27 protein-coding genes are annotated in these 19,761 nt (G+C 64.2%); 24 read left to right on the top strand and 3 right to left on the bottom strand.

What is annotated here, in order from left to right:
* Nucleotides 1-33: 33 nt before the first annotated feature.
* Both HOP59_RS06075 and HOP59_RS06070 read right to left on the bottom strand, forming a co-directional pair.
* On the bottom strand, nt 34-1,083 hold the full coding sequence (locus HOP59_RS06075; protein ID WP_234253185.1) for a phage portal protein: 1,050 nt from the start codon (nt 1,081-1,083) through the stop codon (nt 34-36).
* A complete protein-coding gene (locus HOP59_RS06070) occupies nt 1,080-2,855 on the bottom strand; it encodes a terminase large subunit domain-containing protein (RefSeq protein WP_234253184.1) in 1,776 nt (591 codons plus the stop codon). The genes HOP59_RS06075 and HOP59_RS06070 overlap by 4 nt, the downstream gene beginning before the upstream one ends.
* 163 nt (nt 2,856-3,018) lie before the next feature.
* Here HOP59_RS06070 and HOP59_RS06065 point away from each other — a divergent pair, with 163 nt between their 5' ends.
* From HOP59_RS06065 to HOP59_RS05980, 19 genes are all read left to right on the top strand, one after another.
* On the top strand, nt 3,019-3,834 hold the full coding sequence (locus tag HOP59_RS06065) for a GPO family capsid scaffolding protein (RefSeq protein WP_234253183.1): 816 nt from the start codon (nt 3,019-3,021) through the stop codon (nt 3,832-3,834).
* 9 nt (nt 3,835-3,843) lie between these two features.
* The gene (locus HOP59_RS06060; protein ID WP_234253182.1) at nt 3,844-4,863 is read left to right on the top strand and encodes a phage major capsid protein, P2 family; all 1,020 of its coding nucleotides are present in this window, start codon (nt 3,844-3,846) and stop codon (nt 4,861-4,863) included.
* A 9-nt stretch (nt 4,864-4,872) separates the two neighbouring features.
* Nucleotides 4,873-5,559, top strand: coding sequence for a phage terminase small subunit (gene gpM, locus HOP59_RS06055; protein ID WP_234253181.1), 687 nt, complete (start codon nt 4,873-4,875; stop codon nt 5,557-5,559).
* A gap of 101 nt (nt 5,560-5,660) precedes the next feature.
* Complete coding sequence (locus tag HOP59_RS06050; RefSeq protein ID WP_234253180.1) at nt 5,661-6,131, top strand: head completion/stabilization protein; 471 nt, start codon at nt 5,661-5,663, stop codon at nt 6,129-6,131.
* Nucleotides 6,131-6,340, top strand: a complete 210-nt coding sequence (locus HOP59_RS06045; RefSeq protein ID WP_234253179.1) for a tail protein X — start codon at nt 6,131-6,133, stop codon at nt 6,338-6,340. Before HOP59_RS06050 ends, HOP59_RS06045 begins: the two co-directional genes overlap by 1 nt.
* 25 nt (nt 6,341-6,365) lie before the next feature.
* Complete coding sequence (locus HOP59_RS06040) at nt 6,366-6,710, top strand: putative holin (RefSeq protein ID WP_234253178.1); 345 nt, start codon at nt 6,366-6,368, stop codon at nt 6,708-6,710.
* The gene (locus HOP59_RS06035; RefSeq protein ID WP_234253177.1) at nt 6,707-6,979 is read left to right on the top strand and encodes a phage holin family protein; all 273 of its coding nucleotides are present in this window, start codon (nt 6,707-6,709) and stop codon (nt 6,977-6,979) included. The genes HOP59_RS06040 and HOP59_RS06035 overlap by 4 nt, the downstream gene beginning before the upstream one ends.
* A gap of 1 nt (nt 6,980) precedes the next feature.
* Nucleotides 6,981-7,556 (top strand): N-acetylmuramoyl-L-alanine amidase, encoded by a 576-nt coding sequence (locus HOP59_RS06030; protein WP_234253176.1) that lies wholly within the window; start codon nt 6,981-6,983, stop codon nt 7,554-7,556.
* Nucleotides 7,553-7,924, top strand: coding sequence for a hypothetical protein (locus HOP59_RS06025; protein WP_234253175.1), 372 nt, complete (start codon nt 7,553-7,555; stop codon nt 7,922-7,924). The genes HOP59_RS06030 and HOP59_RS06025 overlap by 4 nt, the downstream gene beginning before the upstream one ends.
* A complete protein-coding gene (gene lysC, locus HOP59_RS23680; protein ID WP_422676033.1) occupies nt 7,824-8,045 on the top strand; it encodes an Rz1-like lysis system protein LysC in 222 nt (73 codons plus the stop codon). Before HOP59_RS06025 ends, lysC begins: the two co-directional genes overlap by 101 nt.
* Nucleotides 8,042-8,533 carry a phage tail protein gene (locus tag HOP59_RS06020; RefSeq protein WP_234253174.1) on the top strand — a complete coding sequence of 164 codons (492 nt, stop codon included), beginning with the start codon at nt 8,042-8,044 and terminating at the stop codon, nt 8,531-8,533. The genes lysC and HOP59_RS06020 overlap by 4 nt, the downstream gene beginning before the upstream one ends.
* Complete coding sequence (locus tag HOP59_RS06015; protein ID WP_234253173.1) at nt 8,526-8,975, top strand: phage virion morphogenesis protein; 450 nt, start codon at nt 8,526-8,528, stop codon at nt 8,973-8,975. The genes HOP59_RS06020 and HOP59_RS06015 overlap by 8 nt, the downstream gene beginning before the upstream one ends.
* A 73-nt stretch (nt 8,976-9,048) precedes the next feature.
* Entirely contained in the window at nt 9,049-9,567 is a 519-nt protein-coding gene (locus HOP59_RS06010) for a phage baseplate assembly protein V (RefSeq protein WP_234253172.1), read from the top strand.
* Nucleotides 9,568-9,569: 2 nt separating this feature from the next.
* Nucleotides 9,570-9,767, top strand: a complete 198-nt coding sequence (locus HOP59_RS06005) for a hypothetical protein (RefSeq protein WP_234253171.1) — start codon at nt 9,570-9,572, stop codon at nt 9,765-9,767.
* Complete coding sequence (locus tag HOP59_RS06000) at nt 9,768-10,106, top strand: GPW/gp25 family protein (RefSeq protein WP_234253170.1); 339 nt, start codon at nt 9,768-9,770, stop codon at nt 10,104-10,106.
* The gene (locus tag HOP59_RS05995; RefSeq protein ID WP_234253169.1) at nt 10,103-11,032 is read left to right on the top strand and encodes a baseplate assembly protein; all 930 of its coding nucleotides are present in this window, start codon (nt 10,103-10,105) and stop codon (nt 11,030-11,032) included. The genes HOP59_RS06000 and HOP59_RS05995 overlap by 4 nt, the downstream gene beginning before the upstream one ends.
* Nucleotides 11,025-11,648, top strand: coding sequence for a phage tail protein I (locus HOP59_RS05990; protein WP_234253168.1), 624 nt, complete (start codon nt 11,025-11,027; stop codon nt 11,646-11,648). The genes HOP59_RS05995 and HOP59_RS05990 overlap by 8 nt, the downstream gene beginning before the upstream one ends.
* Nucleotides 11,645-12,634 carry a phage tail protein gene (locus tag HOP59_RS05985; RefSeq protein WP_234253167.1) on the top strand — a complete coding sequence of 330 codons (990 nt, stop codon included), beginning with the start codon at nt 11,645-11,647 and terminating at the stop codon, nt 12,632-12,634. The genes HOP59_RS05990 and HOP59_RS05985 overlap by 4 nt, the downstream gene beginning before the upstream one ends.
* Before the next feature lie 9 nt (nt 12,635-12,643).
* Nucleotides 12,644-13,240 carry a DUF4376 domain-containing protein gene (locus tag HOP59_RS05980; protein WP_234253166.1) on the top strand — a complete coding sequence of 199 codons (597 nt, stop codon included), beginning with the start codon at nt 12,644-12,646 and terminating at the stop codon, nt 13,238-13,240.
* A gap of 667 nt (nt 13,241-13,907) precedes the next feature.
* Here HOP59_RS05980 and HOP59_RS05975 read toward each other — a convergent pair.
* Nucleotides 13,908-14,741 (bottom strand): hypothetical protein, encoded by an 834-nt coding sequence (locus HOP59_RS05975; RefSeq protein WP_234253165.1) that lies wholly within the window; start codon nt 14,739-14,741, stop codon nt 13,908-13,910.
* Nucleotides 14,742-14,985: 244 nt separating this feature from the next.
* Here HOP59_RS05975 and HOP59_RS05970 point away from each other — a divergent pair, with 244 nt between their 5' ends.
* The 5 genes from HOP59_RS05970 to HOP59_RS05950 are packed head-to-tail and all read left to right on the top strand — an operon-like array spanning nt 14,986 to nt 19,740.
* The gene (locus HOP59_RS05970; RefSeq protein WP_234253164.1) at nt 14,986-16,161 is read left to right on the top strand and encodes a phage tail sheath protein; all 1,176 of its coding nucleotides are present in this window, start codon (nt 14,986-14,988) and stop codon (nt 16,159-16,161) included.
* 39 nt (nt 16,162-16,200) lie between these two features.
* The gene (locus tag HOP59_RS05965; protein WP_234253163.1) at nt 16,201-16,710 is read left to right on the top strand and encodes a phage major tail tube protein; all 510 of its coding nucleotides are present in this window, start codon (nt 16,201-16,203) and stop codon (nt 16,708-16,710) included.
* 53 nt (nt 16,711-16,763) lie between these two features.
* Entirely contained in the window at nt 16,764-17,093 is a 330-nt protein-coding gene (locus tag HOP59_RS05960) for a phage tail assembly protein (protein WP_234253162.1), read from the top strand.
* Between the two features lie 26 nt (nt 17,094-17,119).
* Complete coding sequence (locus HOP59_RS23455) at nt 17,120-17,263, top strand: GpE family phage tail protein (RefSeq protein ID WP_267955215.1); 144 nt, start codon at nt 17,120-17,122, stop codon at nt 17,261-17,263.
* A gap of 8 nt (nt 17,264-17,271) precedes the next feature.
* Nucleotides 17,272-19,740 (top strand): phage tail tape measure protein, encoded by a 2,469-nt coding sequence (locus HOP59_RS05950; RefSeq protein ID WP_234253161.1) that lies wholly within the window; start codon nt 17,272-17,274, stop codon nt 19,738-19,740.
* Nucleotides 19,741-19,761 lie beyond the last annotated feature (21 nt).

Here is a 19,761-nt window from a genome sequence, read left to right as displayed (position 1 = left end):
CCCAGCGGGCGGCAAGCGGAGCATCCGGTTGTGTCAGGCGGCGCTTGGCTCGTCTTCCTCGAGGCGGTACGGCCGGAACCTGATGATCTCCTCGCCCACGATCTCGTTGATCTCCTTCAGGCTCTCCTGCAGGGGTTCGAGCTCGTTGGCCACGAAGACCCGGGCCGCCTTCTCCACGTCGCCGAAGCCGGCTGAGTTGGTGGGCACGATGCCCATGAGCTGCGGGGGGATCCTGTGGCCGGCTAGCTGGTCGTCGCGCGTGAGGTTCTTTATGTTCCAGAAGTCATCCTTTGCCGCGACCTCAGACACGGGGATCACCTGTACTCCGTCCTTCTTGCCCTTGGGGGAGTAGAGGAAGAGGTTGCGGAAGTTACCGGGGCCCTTGCTGTCCTTGAGGGCCTGGCGCATCGCGTCGATGTCCTTCTGGTCCTGGGCGGGGTCGTTCACGTACAGAATGAATCCGGCGTGAGAGCCGTTGAGGTAGTAGCGCCGGCGAAACAGCGTGGCCGATTCGTTGAGCCAGGCCGACTGCAGGCTGCCGATATAGTCGGGCACCCCGTAGATCGACTGGTCGACGTCGGGCTCGAGCAGGTGGACCACCCTGCCCCTCGGCAGCTCTACCCGCTCGAGGTAGTTGGGTACCCACCAGTAGCGATCGGCATCGATGCCGCCACGGCGCATGTACTTGGCGCGCAGGTGGCGAAACGGCAGGCGCCGGCCGAGGCGCCCCCTCACTTCCTCGAGGTATCCATTGGCGAATACCAGGTAGTCCAAAACCAGGCCGCTGAACACTTGCCTGCTCAAAAGCGGGTGCGGCTCGAAGGTTCTGAGCAGGATATTTCTCTTCACCTGCATCGCCGAGCCATGGTGCGCGGTGGCCCGGTAACTCTTGGCCAGGATCGAGAGAGGGATCGGCGGCTCGTACCACTCATCCTGCGTGAGCCAGACCCCCTCATACCAGATATCCCGCATGCTGGTGACCGGCTCGGGATCTCCGAAGCTGAAGGCCTCCATTCGGCTGGCCCCGCCGTCTGTGGTGTATGCCGGCACGCGAATGCGCGGCTTGCTGGTCGTCTCGCTCATTCGTAGATCTCCATCATGGAGCCCGCACCCTCTTCGGTCGGGCCGTCGATCGGTTCGTTGTGCAGGGCGTGCATGGTCGCCCAGGCCAGGTCGGCGTGACCGGTGGCGCGGCTGCGCCCGCTTGAGTAGGTGTACTGACGCCCGCTCGGTGTCAGCTCGCGCTTGATGGCCATGAAGCTCTGGGCCAGGTCGCTCCAACCGGCATCGAACTCGAGCCGTCCCTTGCGCATGATCTGCTGGGCCTGCATGACCAGCATGCCCTTGACCGCCGGGTCATAGCGGAAGCGCACCAAGGTGGGGAACCACTTCTCCACGTGTTCGGCCACCGCTTCGCCCAGGCCAGTGACATCGACGCCAATGTGTTCGATGCGGTACTTCTCCTGGAACGACTTGATGAATGCCGCCTGGGCTTCGTAGTCCTCACCCTTGAGTCGGTGCCGCTCGAGCAGCCGGTGTTTCTCATCCTTGGTGCGGGCCGGCAGCACCACGACGAGGCCGGCGCCATCGCCATCCTCCCCGGTGCCGGTGGGGTCGTAGCCGATCCAGACGCCTCGCTCGCCCACCGGGCGCGGCGCAAATGGCCGGTAGTCGTCCCACTCTTCCCAACTGTCGATCATGCAGGGATGGACCAAGGCCAGGGGGAATGCCGACTGGCTGTCATCGACGAACTGGCACATCAGCAGGTTGTTGAACTCGTCGACGCTGTACTCGAGCCGCAGCTGGTCCAGGTCGAACAGATCGCATCCACCCCGGATCGCATCCTCCACGGTCACGATCTGCCGCCACTGGCCGTCTGGGCAGAGCCGCCCGTCCGCCAGCGCCGCATGGCTCACGTCGAACTCGACTCGCTCGGCCTTGGGCCGCCGCGCGTTGAACAGCTCGCCGGACCAGAACGGGTAGGCCTCATGACCCAGGCTCGAGGGGGTGGAAAAGTACGTCTGCCGCCACTTCTTGTGCATGGCCATCCCGGACGTCACCTTCCTGAACTCCTGGAAGCGGTGAATCCAGAAAAACTCATCTAAATAAACGTCGCCGTGGTAGCCCTGCGCCGTCTTGCTGTTAGTGCCAAGGAAGTGCAGCTCGGCGCCGTTGTCGAGGATGATCGGGTCACCCTTCAGGTCGACGTCGCAGATCTCTTTCACGAACTGGACGATGTAGCTGCGGAAGATGTGCGCCTGCGCCTTCGATGCGCTCAGGAAGATCTTGTTGCGGCCGTGCTCGGCGGCATCGACTATCGCCTCTCTCGCAAAAAAGAACGTCGCGCCGATCTGGCGGCTCTTGAGAATGTTGCGTATGCGGTGCTTCTGGCCGGCCTCGTACCAGCCAAGCTGATACTGAAAGCTGGTCTCCAGGAAGGCTGCCTTGAGCAGCTCAACCTGCTCCTCATCCAAGGCGTTGCGGCGCTGCTTTCGCCGCGGCGCTTCATTTCGCGCGTGGATGTTCGGGTTCAGGTCCGATTCACGCCCCGTCTCCTGGTACCGGTGCACCCGGGCCAGCCGCTCGATCTGCCGGCCCAACAGATCGATCTCCTTGAAGTCACGGCCCTCCTTCTCAGGCTTGGCGATCAGCTGGACCAGCCGCGCCTCAAGCGCGCCCTCCACCCGTTCGAGCGGCGTGGCCTCCTCCCACTTGTCGCGACGCTTCCAGCTATGAAGCGTGTCCGCCTTCTCCCCAAGGAACTCGGCAATACGAGCCACCCGCCACCCCTGCCAGTAGAGGTGGCGGGCGGTGATGCGAGGCGAATCGAGAGTATCGGGGGGCATGGTCGTCATGCGGCCAGCGTACCCGCGCGCGTGAGCGCCTTATCGGCATGGGCCATGTACCAGGGGAGCCGTACACGCCGGGCAGATTGAGGCCCCGCGCATGGGCGAGGAACCTGACCGCACATGACCGCAACCTAAGCCAGCCGACCGATAACTCAGCCGAGGGCACCTCATGAAATGGTTCCGCGTCGCCACTCAAGGCGCTACGACAGATGGCCGCGAGATCTCACGCGAGTGGATCCAGCAGATGGCCGAAAACTACGACCCGAAAAAGTACGGCGCGAGAGTGTGGATGGAGCACATCCGCGGCATTCGCGCCGATAGCGATTTCGGCGCCCTGGGCGACGTCGTCGCGGCCAAGGCCGAGGAAGTCGAAGACGGCAAGCTCGCGCTTTTCGTGCAGATCGACCCGACCGATCGCCTGAAGGAGATCAACGGTCAGCGGCAGAAGGTTTACACCTCCATTGAGGTGAACCCCAAGTTCGCCGATTCCGGTGAGGCCTACCTCGAGGGCCTGGCAGTGACCGATAGCCCCGCGAGTCTGGGTACCGAAATGCTCAAATTCTCCGCCCAGCAGGGCGACAAGAGCCCGCTCGCCGCTCGCAAGCGCAACCCCGGCAACCTGTTTTCCGAAGGTGTCGAAGTCGAGCTGGATTTCTCCGACGAGAAGCCGGCGGACGAGGGCCCGAGCCTGATGGAGCGCGTCATGGCGCTGTTCAAGAAGCACGACGCCAAGACGGACAAGGGCTTCGCCGCCTTCCGCGCTGACCTCGAGCAGACCCTCGGCCTGTTCGTCCAGAAGCACAGCGCCCTGGCCGACGATCTCGCTGGCCGGCCCACCGCCGAGGCCTTCTCCGAGCTGCAGGCCGCTCACACCGCGCTGAAGGGCCGTTTCGACGAGCTCTACAACCAGCTCGACCGCACCCCCGACACCCCGCCCCGCACGCCTGCCACCGGCGGCGAAGGCGCTCAACTGACTGACTGCTGAGGAACCCCGATGCGCAACGATACCCGTAAGGCCTTCAACCAGCTGCGAGACCGCATCGCTCAGCTCTCAGGCGTCGAGAGCGCCGCCGAGCAGTTCAACGTCTCGCCGTCGGTGCAACAGACCCTGGAATCCAAGATCCAGGAAAGCTCCGAGTTTCTCGACCGGATCAATATCGTCGGCGTCGACGAGCTCAAGGGCCAGAAGATCGGCCTGGGCGTGACCGGTCCCATTGCCGGGCGCACCGATGTCACCCAGAAGGACCGCACGCCGCGCGATGTGACCGACCTCACCGACACCAGCTATGAGTGTGTGTCGACGGAGTTCGATACCTACATCACCTGGGCCCAGCTCGATGCCTGGAGCCGCTTCCCCGACTTCCAGCAGCGCGTGCGCAACGCCATCATTCGCCAGCAGGCGCTCGACCGCATCATGGTGGGCTTCAATGGCACCACGGCCGCCACCGAGACCAACCGCGTCGAAAATCCGATGCTGCAGGACGTCAACAAGGGCTGGCTGCAGCTCTATCGCGAAAAGGCCCCTGCCCGGGTGCTCAGCGAAGGCGCCAACGCAGGCGAGGTGCGGGTCGGCCCTGGTGGCGATTACGAAAACCTCGACGCCCTGGTCTACGACGTCGTCAACGAAATGATCGACCCCTGGCACCGCGAGTCCACCGAGCTGGCCTCGATCATGGGCCGGAAGTTGCTGGCGGATAAGTACTTCCCGTTGATCAACCAGAACCACGCGCCCACCGAACAGCGCGCGCTGGACATGATCGTCAGCCAGAAGCGGGTTGGCGGTCAGCAAGCAGTGCGCGTGCCCTTTGTTCCCGATGGCAGCTTGCTCATCACCAGCCCGCAGAACCTCTCGCTCTACTGGCAGCTCGGCAGCCGCCGCCGGCACATCCTCGACAACCCCAAGCGCAACCGGATCGAGAACTACGAGAGCTCGAACGACGCCTACGTGGTCGAGGATTACGGCTTCGGCTGTCTCGTCGAGAACATCGTGTTCGGCGACTGGACCGGCGAATAAGGAGGCCCGATGACAAGCCCCGCCCGTAAGCACTTCCAGCGCGTCTCCGCCGCCCAGGCGGCGGGGACTGCCCAGCCCAACCGCCCCCAGAACGGTGATCAGTACGAGTTGCACGCCGCCGCGCTGTGGGAAGCCCGACGCACCCTCAAGGGCATCAAGTCCGTGCAGGCCAAGATCGAGAAGAAGCGCGAGCTGTTGCCACAGTTCGACGACTACGTGACCGGCGTGCTCGAGGCCGGCAACGGCGCCCAGGACGACGTGCTGATGACCGTCCTGGTGTGGTGCATCGACATTGGTGCCCTCGAGGGCGCCCTGGACATTGCCGAGTACGCCATGCGCCACAACCTGCAGACACCCGATCGCTACGAGCGCGACACCCCCAGCCTTATCGCCGAGGAGATCGCCGAGCAGGCCCTGCGCATGCTCGCCGACGATGGTGCCGCCGCCTCTCGCATTGCCGAGATCCTCGAACGGACCCAGGCGATCACCGCCGATCACGACATGCATGACGAGATCCGCGCCAAGCTGCACAAGGCCTGGGGCTACGCCCAGCGTGACGCCGGCATGCTGGAGGCCGCCCTAGGCAACCTGCAGCGCGCCCTGTCGCTCAATGACCGCGCCGGCGTGAAAAAGGACATCGAAAAGCTCGAACGCGAGCTCAAGAACGTGGCCCCGGGCGACACCGCCCAGGGCTAACCCAGAGTCGCCCGCCGACGCCAAGGGGGCGCCGGGGGAGAGCGGGCTACGGCCCCATCTCGTTGATCCCGGCCCACCCCCTTCTTACATGAGTCGTCGCCATGTCGCTGATCGCCGCCGGTACCGGCAAGACCGAAACGCCCCTCGAGGAGATCGTCAACAACGGCTTCTGGCCGGCGGTATCGCCGTCTGACTTCCGCGATGCCGAGCGCCTCGACGGCACCGTTACCGCACCCCGCCTGGTACAAGCGCTGCGCGTGGCGATGGCAGACGTCAACCGGCAACTGGCCGACTACCAGGCCGAGCAACTGGCCGCCAGCATCGAAAGCGCCGCGGCCATCCCGCTCGAGCCCTGGCAGATCGAAGGCCACCATGCCCAGCTCTACCTTCGCGCCGTCTACGCCCAGGCCCACGCCGACCTGCTCGAGCGCTATCGCTCCTACAGCGCCACCGGCGAGGGCGACGAGCGCGGCGAAGCCAAGGATCTCGCCGCCGACGACTACCGCGGCGATGCCCGCTGGGCAATCGCCGAACTCACCGGCCGCACCCACAGCACCGTGGAGCTGATCTGATGCAGACCGTGCGCGCCCACCAGGGCGAAACGCTCGACGCACTCTGCCACCGCGTGCTCGGCGCCACGGCAGCGGTAACCGAGCAGGTGCTGCAGCTGAATCCCGGCCTGGCCGAGCTCGGCCCGATCCTGCCGGAGGGCACCCCAGTCAAGCTGCCCGACGCCCCGCCACAGCCAGAGCGGCGCGACGTCATTCAGCTCTGGACATAACGAAACGCAATACGCAGAGGACCTCATGGCCGAACCCAGCACCACCACCGCCGCCGGTACCGCCACGCTCACCGCCGTGGTGATCGGCATGCTGCCGGGCATCGACGCCAATGCCGTCATTGGCGCGTTCTGCGGCGCGAGCCTGTTCGTGATCAGCGCCAAGGATCTCGGGCTGTTCGAGCGCCTCGCCTATCTCGCCATCTCGTTCTGGATCGGCTATCTGGGCGGCCCCGCGATGCTCGGCAGCATCATCGACCACAGCGCCGTGGCGGCTTTCGTTGCCGCTGCGGTGACCATCACCGCCGGGCTGAGAGTCATCGAGGGGGTCAAGACCCTCGACCTGAAGGCCTGGCTAGGAGGCAAGAAGTGACCATCGCCGAGCTGGTGACCGTGATAGCCGCCCTGGTGATCATCGCCCGCATCCTGACGTTTCGGCGCAACGGCAGCCGCTACCGACCCGGTGTAGCCATCCTCGCCTGGCTGGCCGTCGTCACGTGCACCGTGATTGTCGTGCGCATCATCGCCGCCGGTGAGCCGGAGGCCTGGTGGCTCGCCCTGCTGCTCGCCGCTACCGCCGCCCTGGTGCTACGCGCTGGCGGCAACCTCGCCCACTTGTTCCGCCCACGCCGGAGACAATGACATGACCCATCCGCTCACCCCCGCTGCCACTCAGGTTAAATCTCTGTTCATCGCCGCCGGCCACTCGGACACCGACCCGGGTGCCGTCGGACACGGCTACACGGAAGCCGATATCGTGCTCGAGTTCCGCGACCTGCTCGCCGCCTACCTGCGTGGCAAGGTGCTGTTCGACAAAGACGGCCATCCCGGGCAGAACCTACCGCTGGTCGAAGCCATCGGCGCCGCCAAGTCCCACGAGCTCGCCGTCGAGTTTCACTGCAATGCCGCGGTGAATCCAAGCGCCACGGGCACGGAAACCCTGTCCCACCCCGACGATTACCCGCTCGGAGCAGTGCTGTGTAAGGCCATCAGCGAAACACTTGGCATCGCCAATCGTGGACCTGATGGTGCCGTGTCGCGTCAGCACAGTCGCTTCGGGTTCATCCGGGACGGCGGCGGCATCATCGTCGAACTGTTCTTCATCTCGAACAAAAGCGACTTGGCAAAGTACATCGCCAACCGCCGACGCCTGGTCGAGGCGGTCGGCAACGTGCTGATCGAAGCCGCTTGCGCCGACACCTACGGCGAAGCCGCATGACCAAGCTGCGCCTGGCAGGCCTCGCCCTGCTGCTGGTAGCCACCGCTGCCGGCAGTTGGCAGGCCCGCGGCTGGTACGAAGACAGCCACCGCCTAACAGCCGAGCGGGCGCTCCGCCTCGCCATCGACGCAGCCTTCGCCCGCGAAAGCGAGATCGCTGCCGGGGTCGAAGCCCGCCTCGCCGAGCTCACCGCCAACGAGCGAGTCATCGACAGGGGAATCATCCGTGAGATCGAGAAACCGCTGTATCGCAACGTCTGCCTTGGCGATGACGCTGTCCGCCTGCTCAACGACGCCGCCACCGGCCGCGCTCCCGATCCAGCAGAGCCTGCTGCAGCGCTGTCCGGTCGAGCTGCCGGAGCTGACTGACGGCACCGGTGGCGACGTCGCTCTCACCATGAGCGCCTGGGCCAGCCAGTACCACCGCTGCGCCACGCGCCACAACGGCCTGGTTGACGCCATCGAAAGCCATTCGGAGACCCGCCAATGATCAAGCTGCAAGCCCTGCGCAAGCACCTGCTCGAGGCCGTGCCCGACCTCAAGCGCGGTCCCGAGAAGCTACTTACCTTCGTGCAGGATGGCGGCATCGCCTTCGCTCGTGGACAGCATCTCAGCCACGAGTACCGCGTCGACGCCCAGATCGTCGTCACCGATTACAGCGGCAGCCTGGATACCCTGATGATCCCGCTGCTGCAGTGGCTCAGCCGCTACCAGCCCGACCTCGACCCCGACGAGGCCATACGCCTCGAGGCCGAGATCCTTAGCAACGACGCCTGGGATCTCGCCCTCACCGTGCGGCTTACCGAGCGCGTCATCGCCCTGGTGAACTGCGAAACCGGCACCATCAACGCCGAGCACCGTATGCCCGCCTATCCGATAGAGGTCTGCCCGGCGCTCTCCTGGGAGCTTCACACCAAGGCGCCCGGGGAAGATGCCTACCAGCTGGCCAGCAGCTGGGAGAGCCCCACCGATGAGTGAGCGCGACCTCGAATCGTTCGAGCGCTGGCTCGAGCCGCTGATCGAGAAGCTCAGCCCCGGTGAGCGTCGCCAGTTGGCCCGCCAGATCGCCCGAGAGAACCGCATCAGTCAGCGCGAGCGCATCAAGGCCCAACGCAACCCCGACGGCAGCGCCTATCAGCCCCGAAGCGCCCTACGCGGCCAGTCCGGCAGCATCCGTCGCAAGGCAATGTTCTCCAAGTTGCGTAGCGCCCGCTATCTCACCATGAGCGCAGGCCCCGATGCCGCCGTGGTTCGCTTCATGGGCCGCGTAGCCAGCATCGCCCGGGTTCACCAGCTTGGCCTGCGCGACCGCGTCGCGCCTGGCGGCCCTACCGTGCGCTACCCGCAGCGCGAGCTGCTCGGCTTCAGCCGCGCCGATCGCGAGCGCATCCGAGACAACCTGATCGACCACCTCACCTGACCAGGCGTGTACCGCTCGCCCGGTACATTCCCCACCGCTACCGCCCCCTACCCGCGCGCGACAGCATGGCCCTATGAACAACGTCGCCGAACTACTCCGCCTGATTAACAACCTGATCCGCCTCGGCACAATCGCCGAGGTGGACCACGCCACCGCGCGCGTACGGGTAAAGGCCGGCGAGCTCCTCACTGCCTGGCTGCCCTGGCTCGAAGCCCGAGCCGGTACCACCCGCACCTGGTCGCCGCCGACCGTCGGCGAACAGGTGGTGTTGCTCTCCCCCGGTGGCGACCTCGCCGCCGCCGTGGTGCTGACCGGCATCTATCAGGAAGCCCACCCGGCCCCCAACAGCAGCCCCAACGTCATCGGCCGCTGGCTGCCCGACGGCACTCGCATCGAGTACGACCACGAAGCCAAAACCCTCACCATCGACTGTGTCGGCGCCGTCCACGTCAAAACTGCCGGCAAGGCCACCATCGACGCCGAGAGCATCCACCACAACGGCGGCAGCGCCGTCGTCACTACGGCCCATATCTGCCACCTGACCGGCCTGCCGCATGGCGACGGGTCCAGCACGGTCACCGCAGGGGAATAGCCATGGCCCTCGACAAAGACAGCCTGAAGGTACGTATAGCCGCCGAGTTCGCTGGCCTTGGCGCCGAGCGCGAAGGCGAACATTCATGGGTGGACCGACTGGCCGAGGCCATCGCTAACGCTGTCGTCGATGAGATCCAGAGCAACGCTGAAGTGCCCGTGACAACCGGCAGCTCGGCCGGCACCTACGGAGTCGTGTAGATGACCGGAATGAACGCGCAAACCGGTCGGCGCCTCGAAGGCCTCGATCACATCCGCCAGAGCGTGCGCAACATCCTCACCACGCCTATCGGCTCCCGCGTCATGCGTCGCGAGTACGGCAGCCTGTTGCCCGAGCTGATCGACGCACCCTTGAATGACGCCACACTGCTGCAAGCCTACGCCGCCAGCATCATGGCAATCATCCGCTGGGAACCGCGTATCAGAGTGACGGCCATTCGCCGCCGCGTCAGCACCACCCAGCCCGGCGCCGCCGTGCTCGAGATTGATGGTCAGACCCGCACCGGCCAACCGTTGCAGCTCGAGGTACCCATTGCATGAGCGGCCCTATCGATCTCTCCCAGCTCCCACCGCCGACCGTCGTCGAAGATCTCGACTACGAGGCCGTCTATGCCGAGCGCAAGGCCGCGCTTCTCGCCTTGGTGTCGGCCGAGCGCCGCGACGACGTCGAAGCCACCCTAGAGCTGGAATCCGAGCCGCTCACCCTGCTGCTGCAGGAAAACGCATACCGCGAGCTCCACTGGCGGCAGCGCGTCAACGAAGCCGCCCGCGCCGTCATGCTCGCGTACGCCAACGACGAAGACCTCGATCACCTGGTCGCCAACTACAACGTTCAACGCCTCATGATCGACCCCGGCGACCCCACCGCCACCCCGCCGGTAGCGCCCACCTACGAGGGCAACACCGAGCTACGCCTGCGCGGGCAGGAATCATGGGAAGGCCTCAGCGTCGCCGGCCCCACCGGTGCCTATGAGTTCCACGCCCGTAGCGCCGACGGCCGCGTTGCCGATGTCCGCGCCCTCTCGCCCGAGCCCAGCGAGGCACTAATCATCGTCCTGTCCCGAGAGGGAAACGGTGAGGCAAGCCCGGAGCTACTCGGCATCGTTGGCAAGGCCCTCTCTGCCGAGGATATTCGCCCGGTGGGTGACCGCGTGACAGTGCAGTCAGCCGAGATCATCGATTACCAGATCATTGCCGAGCTGCAGCTCTTCGAGGGGGCCAGCAGTGCCGAAGAGCCGATCCTCGAAGCCGCAAACGCCCGGCTGCAACGCTACATCGAAGCCCAGCACCGCCAGCGCCGCCGCCTCGGCGTCAGCATCTATCGCGACGCCATAAAAGCGGCCCTGCACGTCGAGGGCGTCGAGCACGTCAATCTGATCGAGCCAGCCGAGCACCTGATCATCGCCAAGACTCAGGCCGCCCGCTGCACCGATACCAGCGTTGTGGTGGGGGTGCCCGATGAGTGACCAGCGCCGCCCCCTGCTGCCGCCCAACGCCTCGCCCCTCGAGCGCGCCGCCGCCGAAGCCCTCGCCGAGATCCAGCGGGTACCGGTACCGCTGCGCCAACTGTGGAACCCTTGGGACTGCCCGGCCCACCTGCTGCCCTACCTCGCCTGGGCGTTCTCGGTCGACCGATGGGATCCGAGCTGGTCAGAGGCCGCCAAGCGCTCTGTGATCGCTAGCTCCCACTACGTGCACAGCAAGAAAGGCACGATCAGCGCCCTGCGCCGCGTCGTCGAGCCGCTGGGCTACCTGCTCGAGGTGAAAGAGTGGTGGGAAACCGAGCCCGAAGGACCCCGGGGAACCTTCGCGCTTCGGATCGGTGTTCTCGATAAGGGCATCACCGAGCCGATGTTCATCGAGCTGGAACGCCTGATTGCTGACGCCAAACCGCTCACCCGGCACATCACCGGCCTCGACATCACTCTGAGTACCTACCTGAACACCTATTTCGGCGTTGCCATCAACGACGGCGACGAGCTCGACGTGCTGCCCTGGGAGAGCCCCGACATCGACGTGGTCTGCCACACCCGCCAGGCCCTGGTCACCACTTCCAATGACACGATGGATGTCCACCTATGATCAATGAGAACTCCACCTTCGGCGGCTTCTTGACCGACATTGGCGAGGCCAAGCAGGCCAATGCCAACGCGCTCGGGATCCCCTGGAAACTCACGCACATGCTGATCGGCGATGCCAACGGAACAGACCCGGTACCCGAGCATGATCAAACCCAACTGATCAACCAGCGGCACCGCGCCGCTATCAATCAGCTCTCTGTTGACTCGGACAACCCGGCTATCCTGATCGCAGAAGTCGTGCTGCCGCCCAACGTCGGCGGCTGGTGGATCCGCGAGCTAGGCCTCGAGGACGAAGACGGCGACTTCGTTGCAGTGGCCAACTGCCCGCCCAGCTACAAGCCCCTGCTCGCCCAGGGCAGCGGCCGCAACCAGGTGGTGCGCATGCACCTGGTCCTCAGCAACACGGCCAACGTTCAGCTGAAGATCGATCCCAGCGTGGTGTTGGCCACGCGCAAGTACGTCGACGATCAACGCAAGGCGCATGAGGAGAGCCGCGAGCACCCCGGCGCTACGGAATCCGCACAGGGCATGATCCAACGTGCGACCAATGCCCAGGCGCTGGCCGGGACTGACAATACCCGAGCCATGACGCCGGCCCGGGTGAAAGGCGCGATCGATGATCGAATTGCTAGTCAATCGACCGTCGATGCCGGCACGGATGATGCCAAGTTTGTTACGCCGAAAAAGCTGCGCTGGGGAGTGTCATACAGCATAGGAAACCAAGGGTATCTTATCTTGCCAAGCTGGTTGGGTGGCTTGATATTCCAGTGGGGGCGGGTGTCCATTGATAGTTCGAACCATGCGTTTTTCAATTTCCCCATCGCATTTCCAAATGCAGGTTTAAGGCTGCTATGCACAGAAGTTACGGGAACTCCCACATCTGCATTGAGGTATGTTGGCGGGGCTATCATTAGCGAAACAGAAGGCCTCGTAGTTCTCTCTGAATCTGCTAATGATGCATGCTCCTATTTAGCAATCGGGCACTGAGGAATGGTTATGTACTACAGCAGCCACAAGAATGCATTTTACCCAGCGACAGTGCGGGACGATTACGAGTCAAGCGGGAAATGGCCAGACGATGCTATAAAAGTCACCGACCAAGAATGGAAAATCTACGGCCAGGGTGAGCCCCCTAAAGGCATGAGGCGCGGCGCCGACGAGCACGGCCGCCCCGCCTGGGTGCCAATCCCGCCGCCGGACCTCGAAACCCTCGCCGCCCGCAAACGACAGGAGATCGACGCCGAGCGCGACCGCGCCTTCGCCGCCGGTCTGCCCTACAAGATTGCAGGGCATGACGACGTGGTGCAGACCCGGCCGCAGGATCAGATCAACCTGCTGGGCCTATCGGCCAAGGCGCAGCGCCTGCTCGCGGCCGGCGACACCGAGACCACCTTCACCTTTCGCGGCCTCTCGAACGTCAACCGCACGCTGACGGCCGAGCAAATGGACGCCCTCGCCCTGGCCGCTCTGGAGCACATCGAACAGATCTACGGCCGATCCTGGCTGCGCAAGGATGCGATCGACGCCGCCCTCGAGGACGAGAATCTCGACGACGACGCCAAGCGCGCGGCCATCGAGGCCGTCACTTGGTAGCTAATTGCTGCCCTATACAGAGAGAGCATAGCGCCCGCCATTCGGCGGGTTTTTCTACCCTTGCGTTGATTATTTGCCGCTTCCTTCCAGAGCTGTGGGTTACCCTGAGTTCACGTGTCGAGAGCTCACTCACTTTGAACAGTTGCTGAGCAGCAAGGCAATGGACCGTTTAAAAAAGCACAAGATGGCGTCCCCCTTCCCAATCAAAAACTTAGGGGTATCAATAGCTAGCGTTAAAAATAATGTCTAGCTGTGGTGCTTGATCCGACCGAGAATTCAGTCGTTAATAGACCACGTAACGAACGAAGCCCCGGTCGTGGGGACCAGGGCTTCGGAGTCTCAGGCGTTAGCGCGCCTTCAACGAGGGTTACTGCATGACCTATCCTAGATCAGGCCGAGCCTCCTGCCAACGGCTCATTTCAACCCACCTTCGACGCTATGCATTGGAGGTGGACCTATGATGCGCTACGAAATTCTGCTCATCGTGCTCCAGCTACTCAACCAACTGCTAGAGCTTACTGCACGGCTATGGCCTTACTGGCCAATCCTCTACTGAGCCATAGCCCGCCACCCGGCGGGCTTTCCATCCTCACCAAGGCCACCCCACAGCGGCTAGCAGTTCTAGAATCTGTCTCATCAGTTGGAGCAATTTGAGAATCGTTAAGCGCTAATCGTTTGTCGCTACTTTTTCTTGAATTACTCTACCCACTTCCGCCCAATGAAACATTGCAGTTTGATCATCAGGGTAGTGATGCCACAAATTCAAATATTTAACACCTTTTTCTAAAAGCTCCTTTTCTCCACGCCCTACCAAGTAGGACTGATACAAGTGGAAATAATAAATATTATCACATCCCCTCCCTGAGAAAAGATAGTTTTCAAAATAAAATTTCAACTCCGGCGCCGCCTCAACTTGTCTAACCATGAAGCAGTAGAGCCTATTGATATTTTCAAAAACACGACCAACATAGCTTTCCAACTCACCCACCCTGACCATATGCGCTACAGACAATAACTTATTCGGACTGTTTAGCATCGTCGATCTAACAAACGATTTGCTATAGCCCAGCTCATCAAAAGCAACGCTCAACTCTCTTTCTTTAGAAAAAACAGACACACCTCTCTCTATAGACAGCTCAAAATTCTTACAAAAATCAGGAAAAAGTGCGGCAGTACTGCTATATGCAATGTCGATCTTGTTCTTTTTCTTTAGCTCCTCCCCTTGCTTCTTCATTATTGATATTTGGACCCGCTGCTCTATAAGCATTTCCTCCTGACTATCGATAAGCCTTTGCTGCTGCCTCAAAGTTATTACAAAAGCCATTAATGTCCCTACAACTGCTGCGACCCCGACCGTTCCAGACACGTAAGTGGAAAAATCGGCCCAAGCACTTGTATCGTCAGATATCGGGCTTCCCCAAAAATTAATTGCGTAAAACCCTATTGCCATTAAAGAAACAATGGCAACGCAGATTACGATCCACACATTGACCGTCTTCACTCCCCCTCCTTATAGATTTTATTCATTCAACTTAACTGCCCTCCGAAAGCGCACCCACTAATAGCGATATAGACATCAGACACACCTCTTGGGGCTTTCATGCTCTGAAAATCTTACTCGAATACAGCCCGCAATGTACCATCTCTCCGGTACACGCCCCCCTTATGGCCCCTTGCGCGCGTGCGGGGCACGGTGACGGCATCACGCCCGATCTGTCGCCACCCGCCACCGCGCAGGAGCCCCCATGCCCGATCAATACCATCACGGCGTCCGCGTCCACGAAATCAACGAGGGCACGCGCCCGATCCGTACCGTTGCCACGGCCGTCGTCGGCCTGGTGGCTACCGGGCCGGAGGCCGATGCCGACCTCTTCCCGCTGGATACCCCTGTGCTGCTCACCGATCTGTATGCCGCCATCGGCAAGGCCGGTACCGGCGGCACCCTGGCGCGCTCGCTGCGGGCCATCGTCGCCGAGGCTCGCACTCTGGTGGTCGCGGTCCGCGTCGAGGAAGGCGCCGATGCCGGCGAAACCACCGCGAACCTCATCGGCGGCGTCACCGAATCGGGCCAGAAAACCGGCATGCAGGCGCTCTTGGCTGCCGAGCAGCGCTTCGGCATCAAGCCGCGCATTCTCGGCGTGCCCGAGCTGGACGACGAGAGCGTGGCCGCCGAGCTGATTACCACAGCCAAGAAGCTGCGCGCCTTCGCCTACGTCAGTGCCCACGGCTGCGAGACGAAGGAAGAGGCCGCCATGTACCGCGAGGCATTCGGCGCCCGCGAGGCCATGGTGATCTGGCCCGACTTCCAGGCCTTCGACGTCGACGCCGAGGAAACCCGCCCGCTCTCCGCCGTGGCCAAGGCCCTCGGCCACCGCGCCCGGCTGGACCAGGAATTCGGCTGGCACAAGACGCTCTCCAACATCCCGGTCAACAGCGTGACCGGCATCAGCAAGGATGTGTTCTGGGATCTGCAGGACCCCAACACCGACGCCGGCTACCTCAACGCTGCCGAGGTCACCACGCTGATCAACCGCAACGGCTTCCGTTTCTGGGGCTCGCGTACCACGTCAGACGATCCGCTGTTTGCCTTCGAGAACTACACCCGCACCGCCCAGGTCATCGCCGACACCCTCGCCGAGGCGCACCTCTGGGCCGTGGACAAGCCGATGCACCCCAGCCTGGTGCGCGACATCATCGAGGGCATCAACGCAAAATTCCGCGAATGGGTACGCCTGGGCTACCTGATGGGCGGCGAGGCGTGGTTCGACGAGTCCGCCAACAGCCCCGAATCCCTCAAGGACGGCAAGTTGTTCATCGACTACGACTACACCCCCGTGCCGCCGCTCGAGAACCTCAACCTGATGCAGCGCATCACCGATCGCTACCTGGTCGACTTCGCCGACCGCGTCGCCGCCGCCTGAGCCGGTTCGGCCTCGGTAACCAATTAGGAGAAGCTGAGCATGGCACTTCCCAAGATTCTCAAGGACTTTAACCTGTTCGGGGACGGCAACAACTGGCAGGGCCAGATCCCCGAGCTCACCCTGCCCGAGCTGGCACGCCGCATGGTCGAGTACGAAGGCGGCGGAATGGATGGGCCCATCGAAGTCGACCAGGGCGCCGAGCTGCAGGTGTTCGAGTGGACCGCCGGCGGCATGATCGTCGAGATCTTCGATACCTGGGGCTCACCGATCCACGACGCCGCCCTGCTGCGCCTCACCGGTAGCTACGAGAGCGACGAGACCGGCGAAACCGTCCCGGTCGAGATCGTCATGCGCGGCCGCCACAAGACCATCGCCCTGGGCGACGCCAGCAAGGGCGACAACAACCAGATCAGCGTCACCACCACGCTGAGCTACTTCAAGCTGACCGTCGACGGTGAAGTGATCATCGAGCGCGACGTGCCCGGCATGGTGTTCCGCGTGCGCGGTGAGGACCGCTACGCCCAGCGACGCCGGAACCTCGGCGTCTAAACCACCCCACTCCCGGCCGCCACCCGGCGGCCTGATCCGCTCCAGGAGAGACCATGGACGAGCAAGCCAAAGACACCGCCCCCGCCACCGCGCCGGGCATACCCACCGAAACCGTCACCCTCGATACGCCGATCCAGCGCGGCAGCAAGACAGTGACAGAGATCACCGTGCGCAAACCGCTCAGCGGTGCCCTGCGCGGCGTGGCCCTGGTCGATCTGCTGAACATGGATACCCACAGCCTGCATAAGGTGCTGCCGCGCATCACCGAGCCCGCCCTCACCGAGGCCGAGCTGCGCAAGATGGACCCGGCCGACCTGGTGCAGCTGGGCAGCAAGGTGAGCCGTTTTTTGCTGGGCAAGCGGGCGGAGGACAGCGACACGTAATCCTGCCCGCCTATGTCGATGACGCCATGGCGGATATCGCCATGGTGTTTCACTGGGGGCCGGCTGAGATGGCCCCCATGCCCCTCGAGGAGCTGATGGACTGGCGAGAGCGCGCCCGCCAGCGCGTGGAACAGACCAACCGACCGCAACGCTCTCCACAACGCCGATAGGAGCCCGCATGGCCCGCGATCTCAACCTGAGCGTGACGCTCAGCGCCATCAACAGGGCCACCGGGCCACTTCGTCAGATCATGCAGGGCAGCCAGGGCGCCGGCCGCGCCATCCGCGAGACCCGCGACCAGCTGCGCAACCTGCAGGACCAGCAGAAACAGCTCACCGCTTTTCGCGACATGAGTCGCCAGAGCCACGCCACCCGGCGGGCACTGATGGACAAGCGCGAAGAGCTGCGCCAGATCTCCCAGCAGCTGCAATCCGCCGAGGGTCCCACCCGTCGCCTCACCCAGCAGCAGGCCAATGCGCAGCGCGAGGTCGACAAGCTCACCCGTGAGTACCGCGGCCAGCGCGACCAGGTGCGCGAACTCGCCCGGCAGCTGCCGCCAGGCATCGAGGGCACCCGCGGCCTCGCCCAACAGAACGAAGCCCTCGCCCGCCAGATCGAAGAGACCAACCGCCGCCTCGAGCGTCAGCAGAACGCCCTGCGCCGCCTGGGCGATGCCGACGTGAGCGGTCGTTTCCGCAACATGACCGGCGAGGCTCGCCGCTTCACGCGTAACCTCACCATCGGCGCCACCCTCGCAGCCGGCTCCATCTTCGGCCTGGCCAACAGCACCGCCACCCTCGGCGATGATGTCGCCAAGACCGCCGACGCCATCGGCATGGGCATCACCGAGCTGCAGGAGCTGCGCTACGCTGCCGAGCGCTCCGGCGTTGCCACCGGCACCCTCGACGGCAGCATGCAGCGCTTCGTTCGCCGCATCGGTCTGGCCGCCCAAGGCTCCGGTGCCGCCAAGAAAGCCTATGAAGAGCTCGGCCTCTCGGCCCAGGAGCTCGCCCGCATGTCGCCCGATCGAGCGCTTGGCATCGTCGCCGATCGGCTCAACGAGATCGAAGACCACACCACCCGGGCTGCCTTTGCCAGCCAGCTGCTGGGCAACTCCGGCGCCGACATGCTCAACATGCTGAAGGACGGCAGCGAGGGGCTGACCGACTACGCCCGCCAGGCCCGCCTGACCGGCAGCGTGCTTTCCGAAGAGGCCGCACGCGGCGCCGAAGATTTCAAGGACGCCCTGCTCGATGCCCAGCTCGGCATGAGCGGCATGCGCCACACCATCGGCGCCGAGCTGATGCCGGCCGTAACCCAGCTAATGCGCGAGCTCTCCGGCTGGATGCAGGAGAACAGCCACCGGGTACGCGCCTTTGCCCGCGAATTCGGCGAGCGCCTCAAGGCCGCGGTACCGGTCATCATCGAACTGACCAGCGGCGCCGCCAAGCTGGCCGGTACACTAGCGGACATCGTCACACGAGCGGCCGACATGGTCGGCGGCTTCGACAACCTGGCCATGGTGGTCGGCGGCCTGTTCGCCAGCAAGCTGATCCTCAGCGTCGTCATGTTCGGCATCAGCCTGGTCAAGGCCGGCGCCGCGCTGGCCAGCCTGGCCGCCACCCTGCCGGGCCTGGTCGGCGGCATCAAAGCACTCGGCCTCGCCTTCGCCGCCACGCCGATCGGCTGGGTCATCGCCGGCATCACCGCCATCGCCGCCGGCGCCATCTACCTGTGGCGCAACTGGGAAACCATCGGGCCCAAGTTCACCGCCCTGTGGAACACCCTGCGAGAGCTGCCCGGCCGCGCCTGGGCCGGCATCAAGGGCGCCTTCGAGGATGGCATCGGCGGCGTGACCCAACTGCTGGTGGACTGGTCGCCGCTCGGCATCCTGTGGCGCGGCATCCGCGCCGGACTGGCCGCCCTGGGCATGGAGCTGCCCGCCTCGCTCTCCGAGCTGGGCGGCATGATCATCGACGGCCTGCTCGGCGGCCTACGCGCCAAGGCCGGTGAGGTGCGCGACGCCGTTACCGGCATCGGCGGCAACATCGTCGGCTGGTTCAAGGACCGCCTGGGCATCAACTCGCCCTCGAGGGTCTTTGCCGGCTTCGGCGGCGACCTGCTCGATGGGCTGATGAATGGCATCGACGACAAGTGGAGCGTGCTGCGCGACAAAATCGGTAGCACTGCCAGCGCCGTGCGCGGCTGGTTTGCCGATCGGCTAGGCATCCGCTCGCCATCGCGGGTATTCGCCCAGTTGGGCGACGACACCCTCGCCGGCTACCAGCAAGGCCTCGAGCGCTCGGAAAACGGCGCCCTGCGCGAGATCAAATACTTCGGCGACCGCGTGCGTCGTGCCGGCGCCGGCCTGGCCCTCGGCACTATCGCCACGGCGGCCGTCGCCGGCGGCGGAGTCGAGAGCGGTGGCCACGGCGGCGGCATCGCCTTCGATACCCGCCCGCCCATGGCCGCGCCCAGCGCCGGCGGCCTGCATGTGAGCATCGGCGAGATCAACGTGCACGCCGCCCCGGGCATGGATGAACAGGCCCTCGCCCGCCTGGTGGCCTCCGAGGTGCAGCGCGCCCTGGCCGAGGCCGAGCGCAACGCACGCGCCCGCCAGCGCTCCGCCCTTTTTGATACCGACTGACCGACACCGACTGAGGACACC

This window comes from Billgrantia aerodenitrificans (assembly GCF_021404405.1).
In the GTDB taxonomy this organism is placed as follows: domain Bacteria; phylum Pseudomonadota; class Gammaproteobacteria; order Pseudomonadales; family Halomonadaceae; genus Halomonas; species Halomonas aerodenitrificans.
This window is presented reverse-complemented; position numbering and strand designations above follow the sequence as displayed.

What these genes read in the sequence shown, in the direction of transcription:
- HOP59_RS05965 (WP_234253163.1), top strand. Translation starts at nt 16,201, where the DNA reads ATGGCACTTCCCAAGATTCTCAAGGACTTTAACCTGTTCGGGGACGGC.
- HOP59_RS05980 (WP_234253166.1), top strand. Translation starts at nt 12,644, where the DNA reads ATGTACTACAGCAGCCACAAGAATGCATTTTACCCAGCGACAGTGCGG.
- HOP59_RS05990 (WP_234253168.1), top strand. Translation starts at nt 11,025, where the DNA reads ATGAGTGACCAGCGCCGCCCCCTGCTGCCGCCCAACGCCTCGCCCCTC.
- HOP59_RS06075 (WP_234253185.1), bottom strand. Translation starts at nt 1,083, where the DNA reads ATGAGCGAGACGACCAGCAAGCCGCGCATTCGCGTGCCGGCATACACC.
- HOP59_RS06030 (WP_234253176.1), top strand. Translation starts at nt 6,981, where the DNA reads ATGACCCATCCGCTCACCCCCGCTGCCACTCAGGTTAAATCTCTGTTC.
- lysC (WP_422676033.1), top strand. Translation starts at nt 7,824, where the DNA reads ATGACGCTGTCCGCCTGCTCAACGACGCCGCCACCGGCCGCGCTCCCG.
- HOP59_RS06050 (WP_234253180.1), top strand. Translation starts at nt 5,661, where the DNA reads ATGTCGCTGATCGCCGCCGGTACCGGCAAGACCGAAACGCCCCTCGAG.
- HOP59_RS05970 (WP_234253164.1), top strand. Translation starts at nt 14,986, where the DNA reads ATGCCCGATCAATACCATCACGGCGTCCGCGTCCACGAAATCAACGAG.
- HOP59_RS05950 (WP_234253161.1), top strand. Translation starts at nt 17,272, where the DNA reads ATGGCCCGCGATCTCAACCTGAGCGTGACGCTCAGCGCCATCAACAGG.
- HOP59_RS05995 (WP_234253169.1), top strand. Translation starts at nt 10,103, where the DNA reads ATGAGCGGCCCTATCGATCTCTCCCAGCTCCCACCGCCGACCGTCGTC.
- HOP59_RS06025 (WP_234253175.1), top strand. Translation starts at nt 7,553, where the DNA reads ATGACCAAGCTGCGCCTGGCAGGCCTCGCCCTGCTGCTGGTAGCCACC.
- HOP59_RS23455 (WP_267955215.1), top strand. Translation starts at nt 17,120, where the DNA reads ATGGCGGATATCGCCATGGTGTTTCACTGGGGGCCGGCTGAGATGGCC.
- HOP59_RS06010 (WP_234253172.1), top strand. Translation starts at nt 9,049, where the DNA reads ATGAACAACGTCGCCGAACTACTCCGCCTGATTAACAACCTGATCCGC.
- HOP59_RS06065 (WP_234253183.1), top strand. Translation starts at nt 3,019, where the DNA reads ATGAAATGGTTCCGCGTCGCCACTCAAGGCGCTACGACAGATGGCCGC.
- HOP59_RS06000 (WP_234253170.1), top strand. Translation starts at nt 9,768, where the DNA reads ATGACCGGAATGAACGCGCAAACCGGTCGGCGCCTCGAAGGCCTCGAT.
- HOP59_RS05960 (WP_234253162.1), top strand. Translation starts at nt 16,764, where the DNA reads ATGGACGAGCAAGCCAAAGACACCGCCCCCGCCACCGCGCCGGGCATA.
- gpM (WP_234253181.1), top strand. Translation starts at nt 4,873, where the DNA reads ATGACAAGCCCCGCCCGTAAGCACTTCCAGCGCGTCTCCGCCGCCCAG.
- HOP59_RS06070 (WP_234253184.1), bottom strand. Translation starts at nt 2,855, where the DNA reads ATGACGACCATGCCCCCCGATACTCTCGATTCGCCTCGCATCACCGCC.
- HOP59_RS06040 (WP_234253178.1), top strand. Translation starts at nt 6,366, where the DNA reads ATGGCCGAACCCAGCACCACCACCGCCGCCGGTACCGCCACGCTCACC.
- HOP59_RS06045 (WP_234253179.1), top strand. Translation starts at nt 6,131, where the DNA reads ATGCAGACCGTGCGCGCCCACCAGGGCGAAACGCTCGACGCACTCTGC.
- HOP59_RS06005 (WP_234253171.1), top strand. Translation starts at nt 9,570, where the DNA reads ATGGCCCTCGACAAAGACAGCCTGAAGGTACGTATAGCCGCCGAGTTC.
- HOP59_RS06015 (WP_234253173.1), top strand. Translation starts at nt 8,526, where the DNA reads ATGAGTGAGCGCGACCTCGAATCGTTCGAGCGCTGGCTCGAGCCGCTG.
- HOP59_RS05985 (WP_234253167.1), top strand. Translation starts at nt 11,645, where the DNA reads ATGATCAATGAGAACTCCACCTTCGGCGGCTTCTTGACCGACATTGGC.
- HOP59_RS06060 (WP_234253182.1), top strand. Translation starts at nt 3,844, where the DNA reads ATGCGCAACGATACCCGTAAGGCCTTCAACCAGCTGCGAGACCGCATC.
- HOP59_RS06020 (WP_234253174.1), top strand. Translation starts at nt 8,042, where the DNA reads ATGATCAAGCTGCAAGCCCTGCGCAAGCACCTGCTCGAGGCCGTGCCC.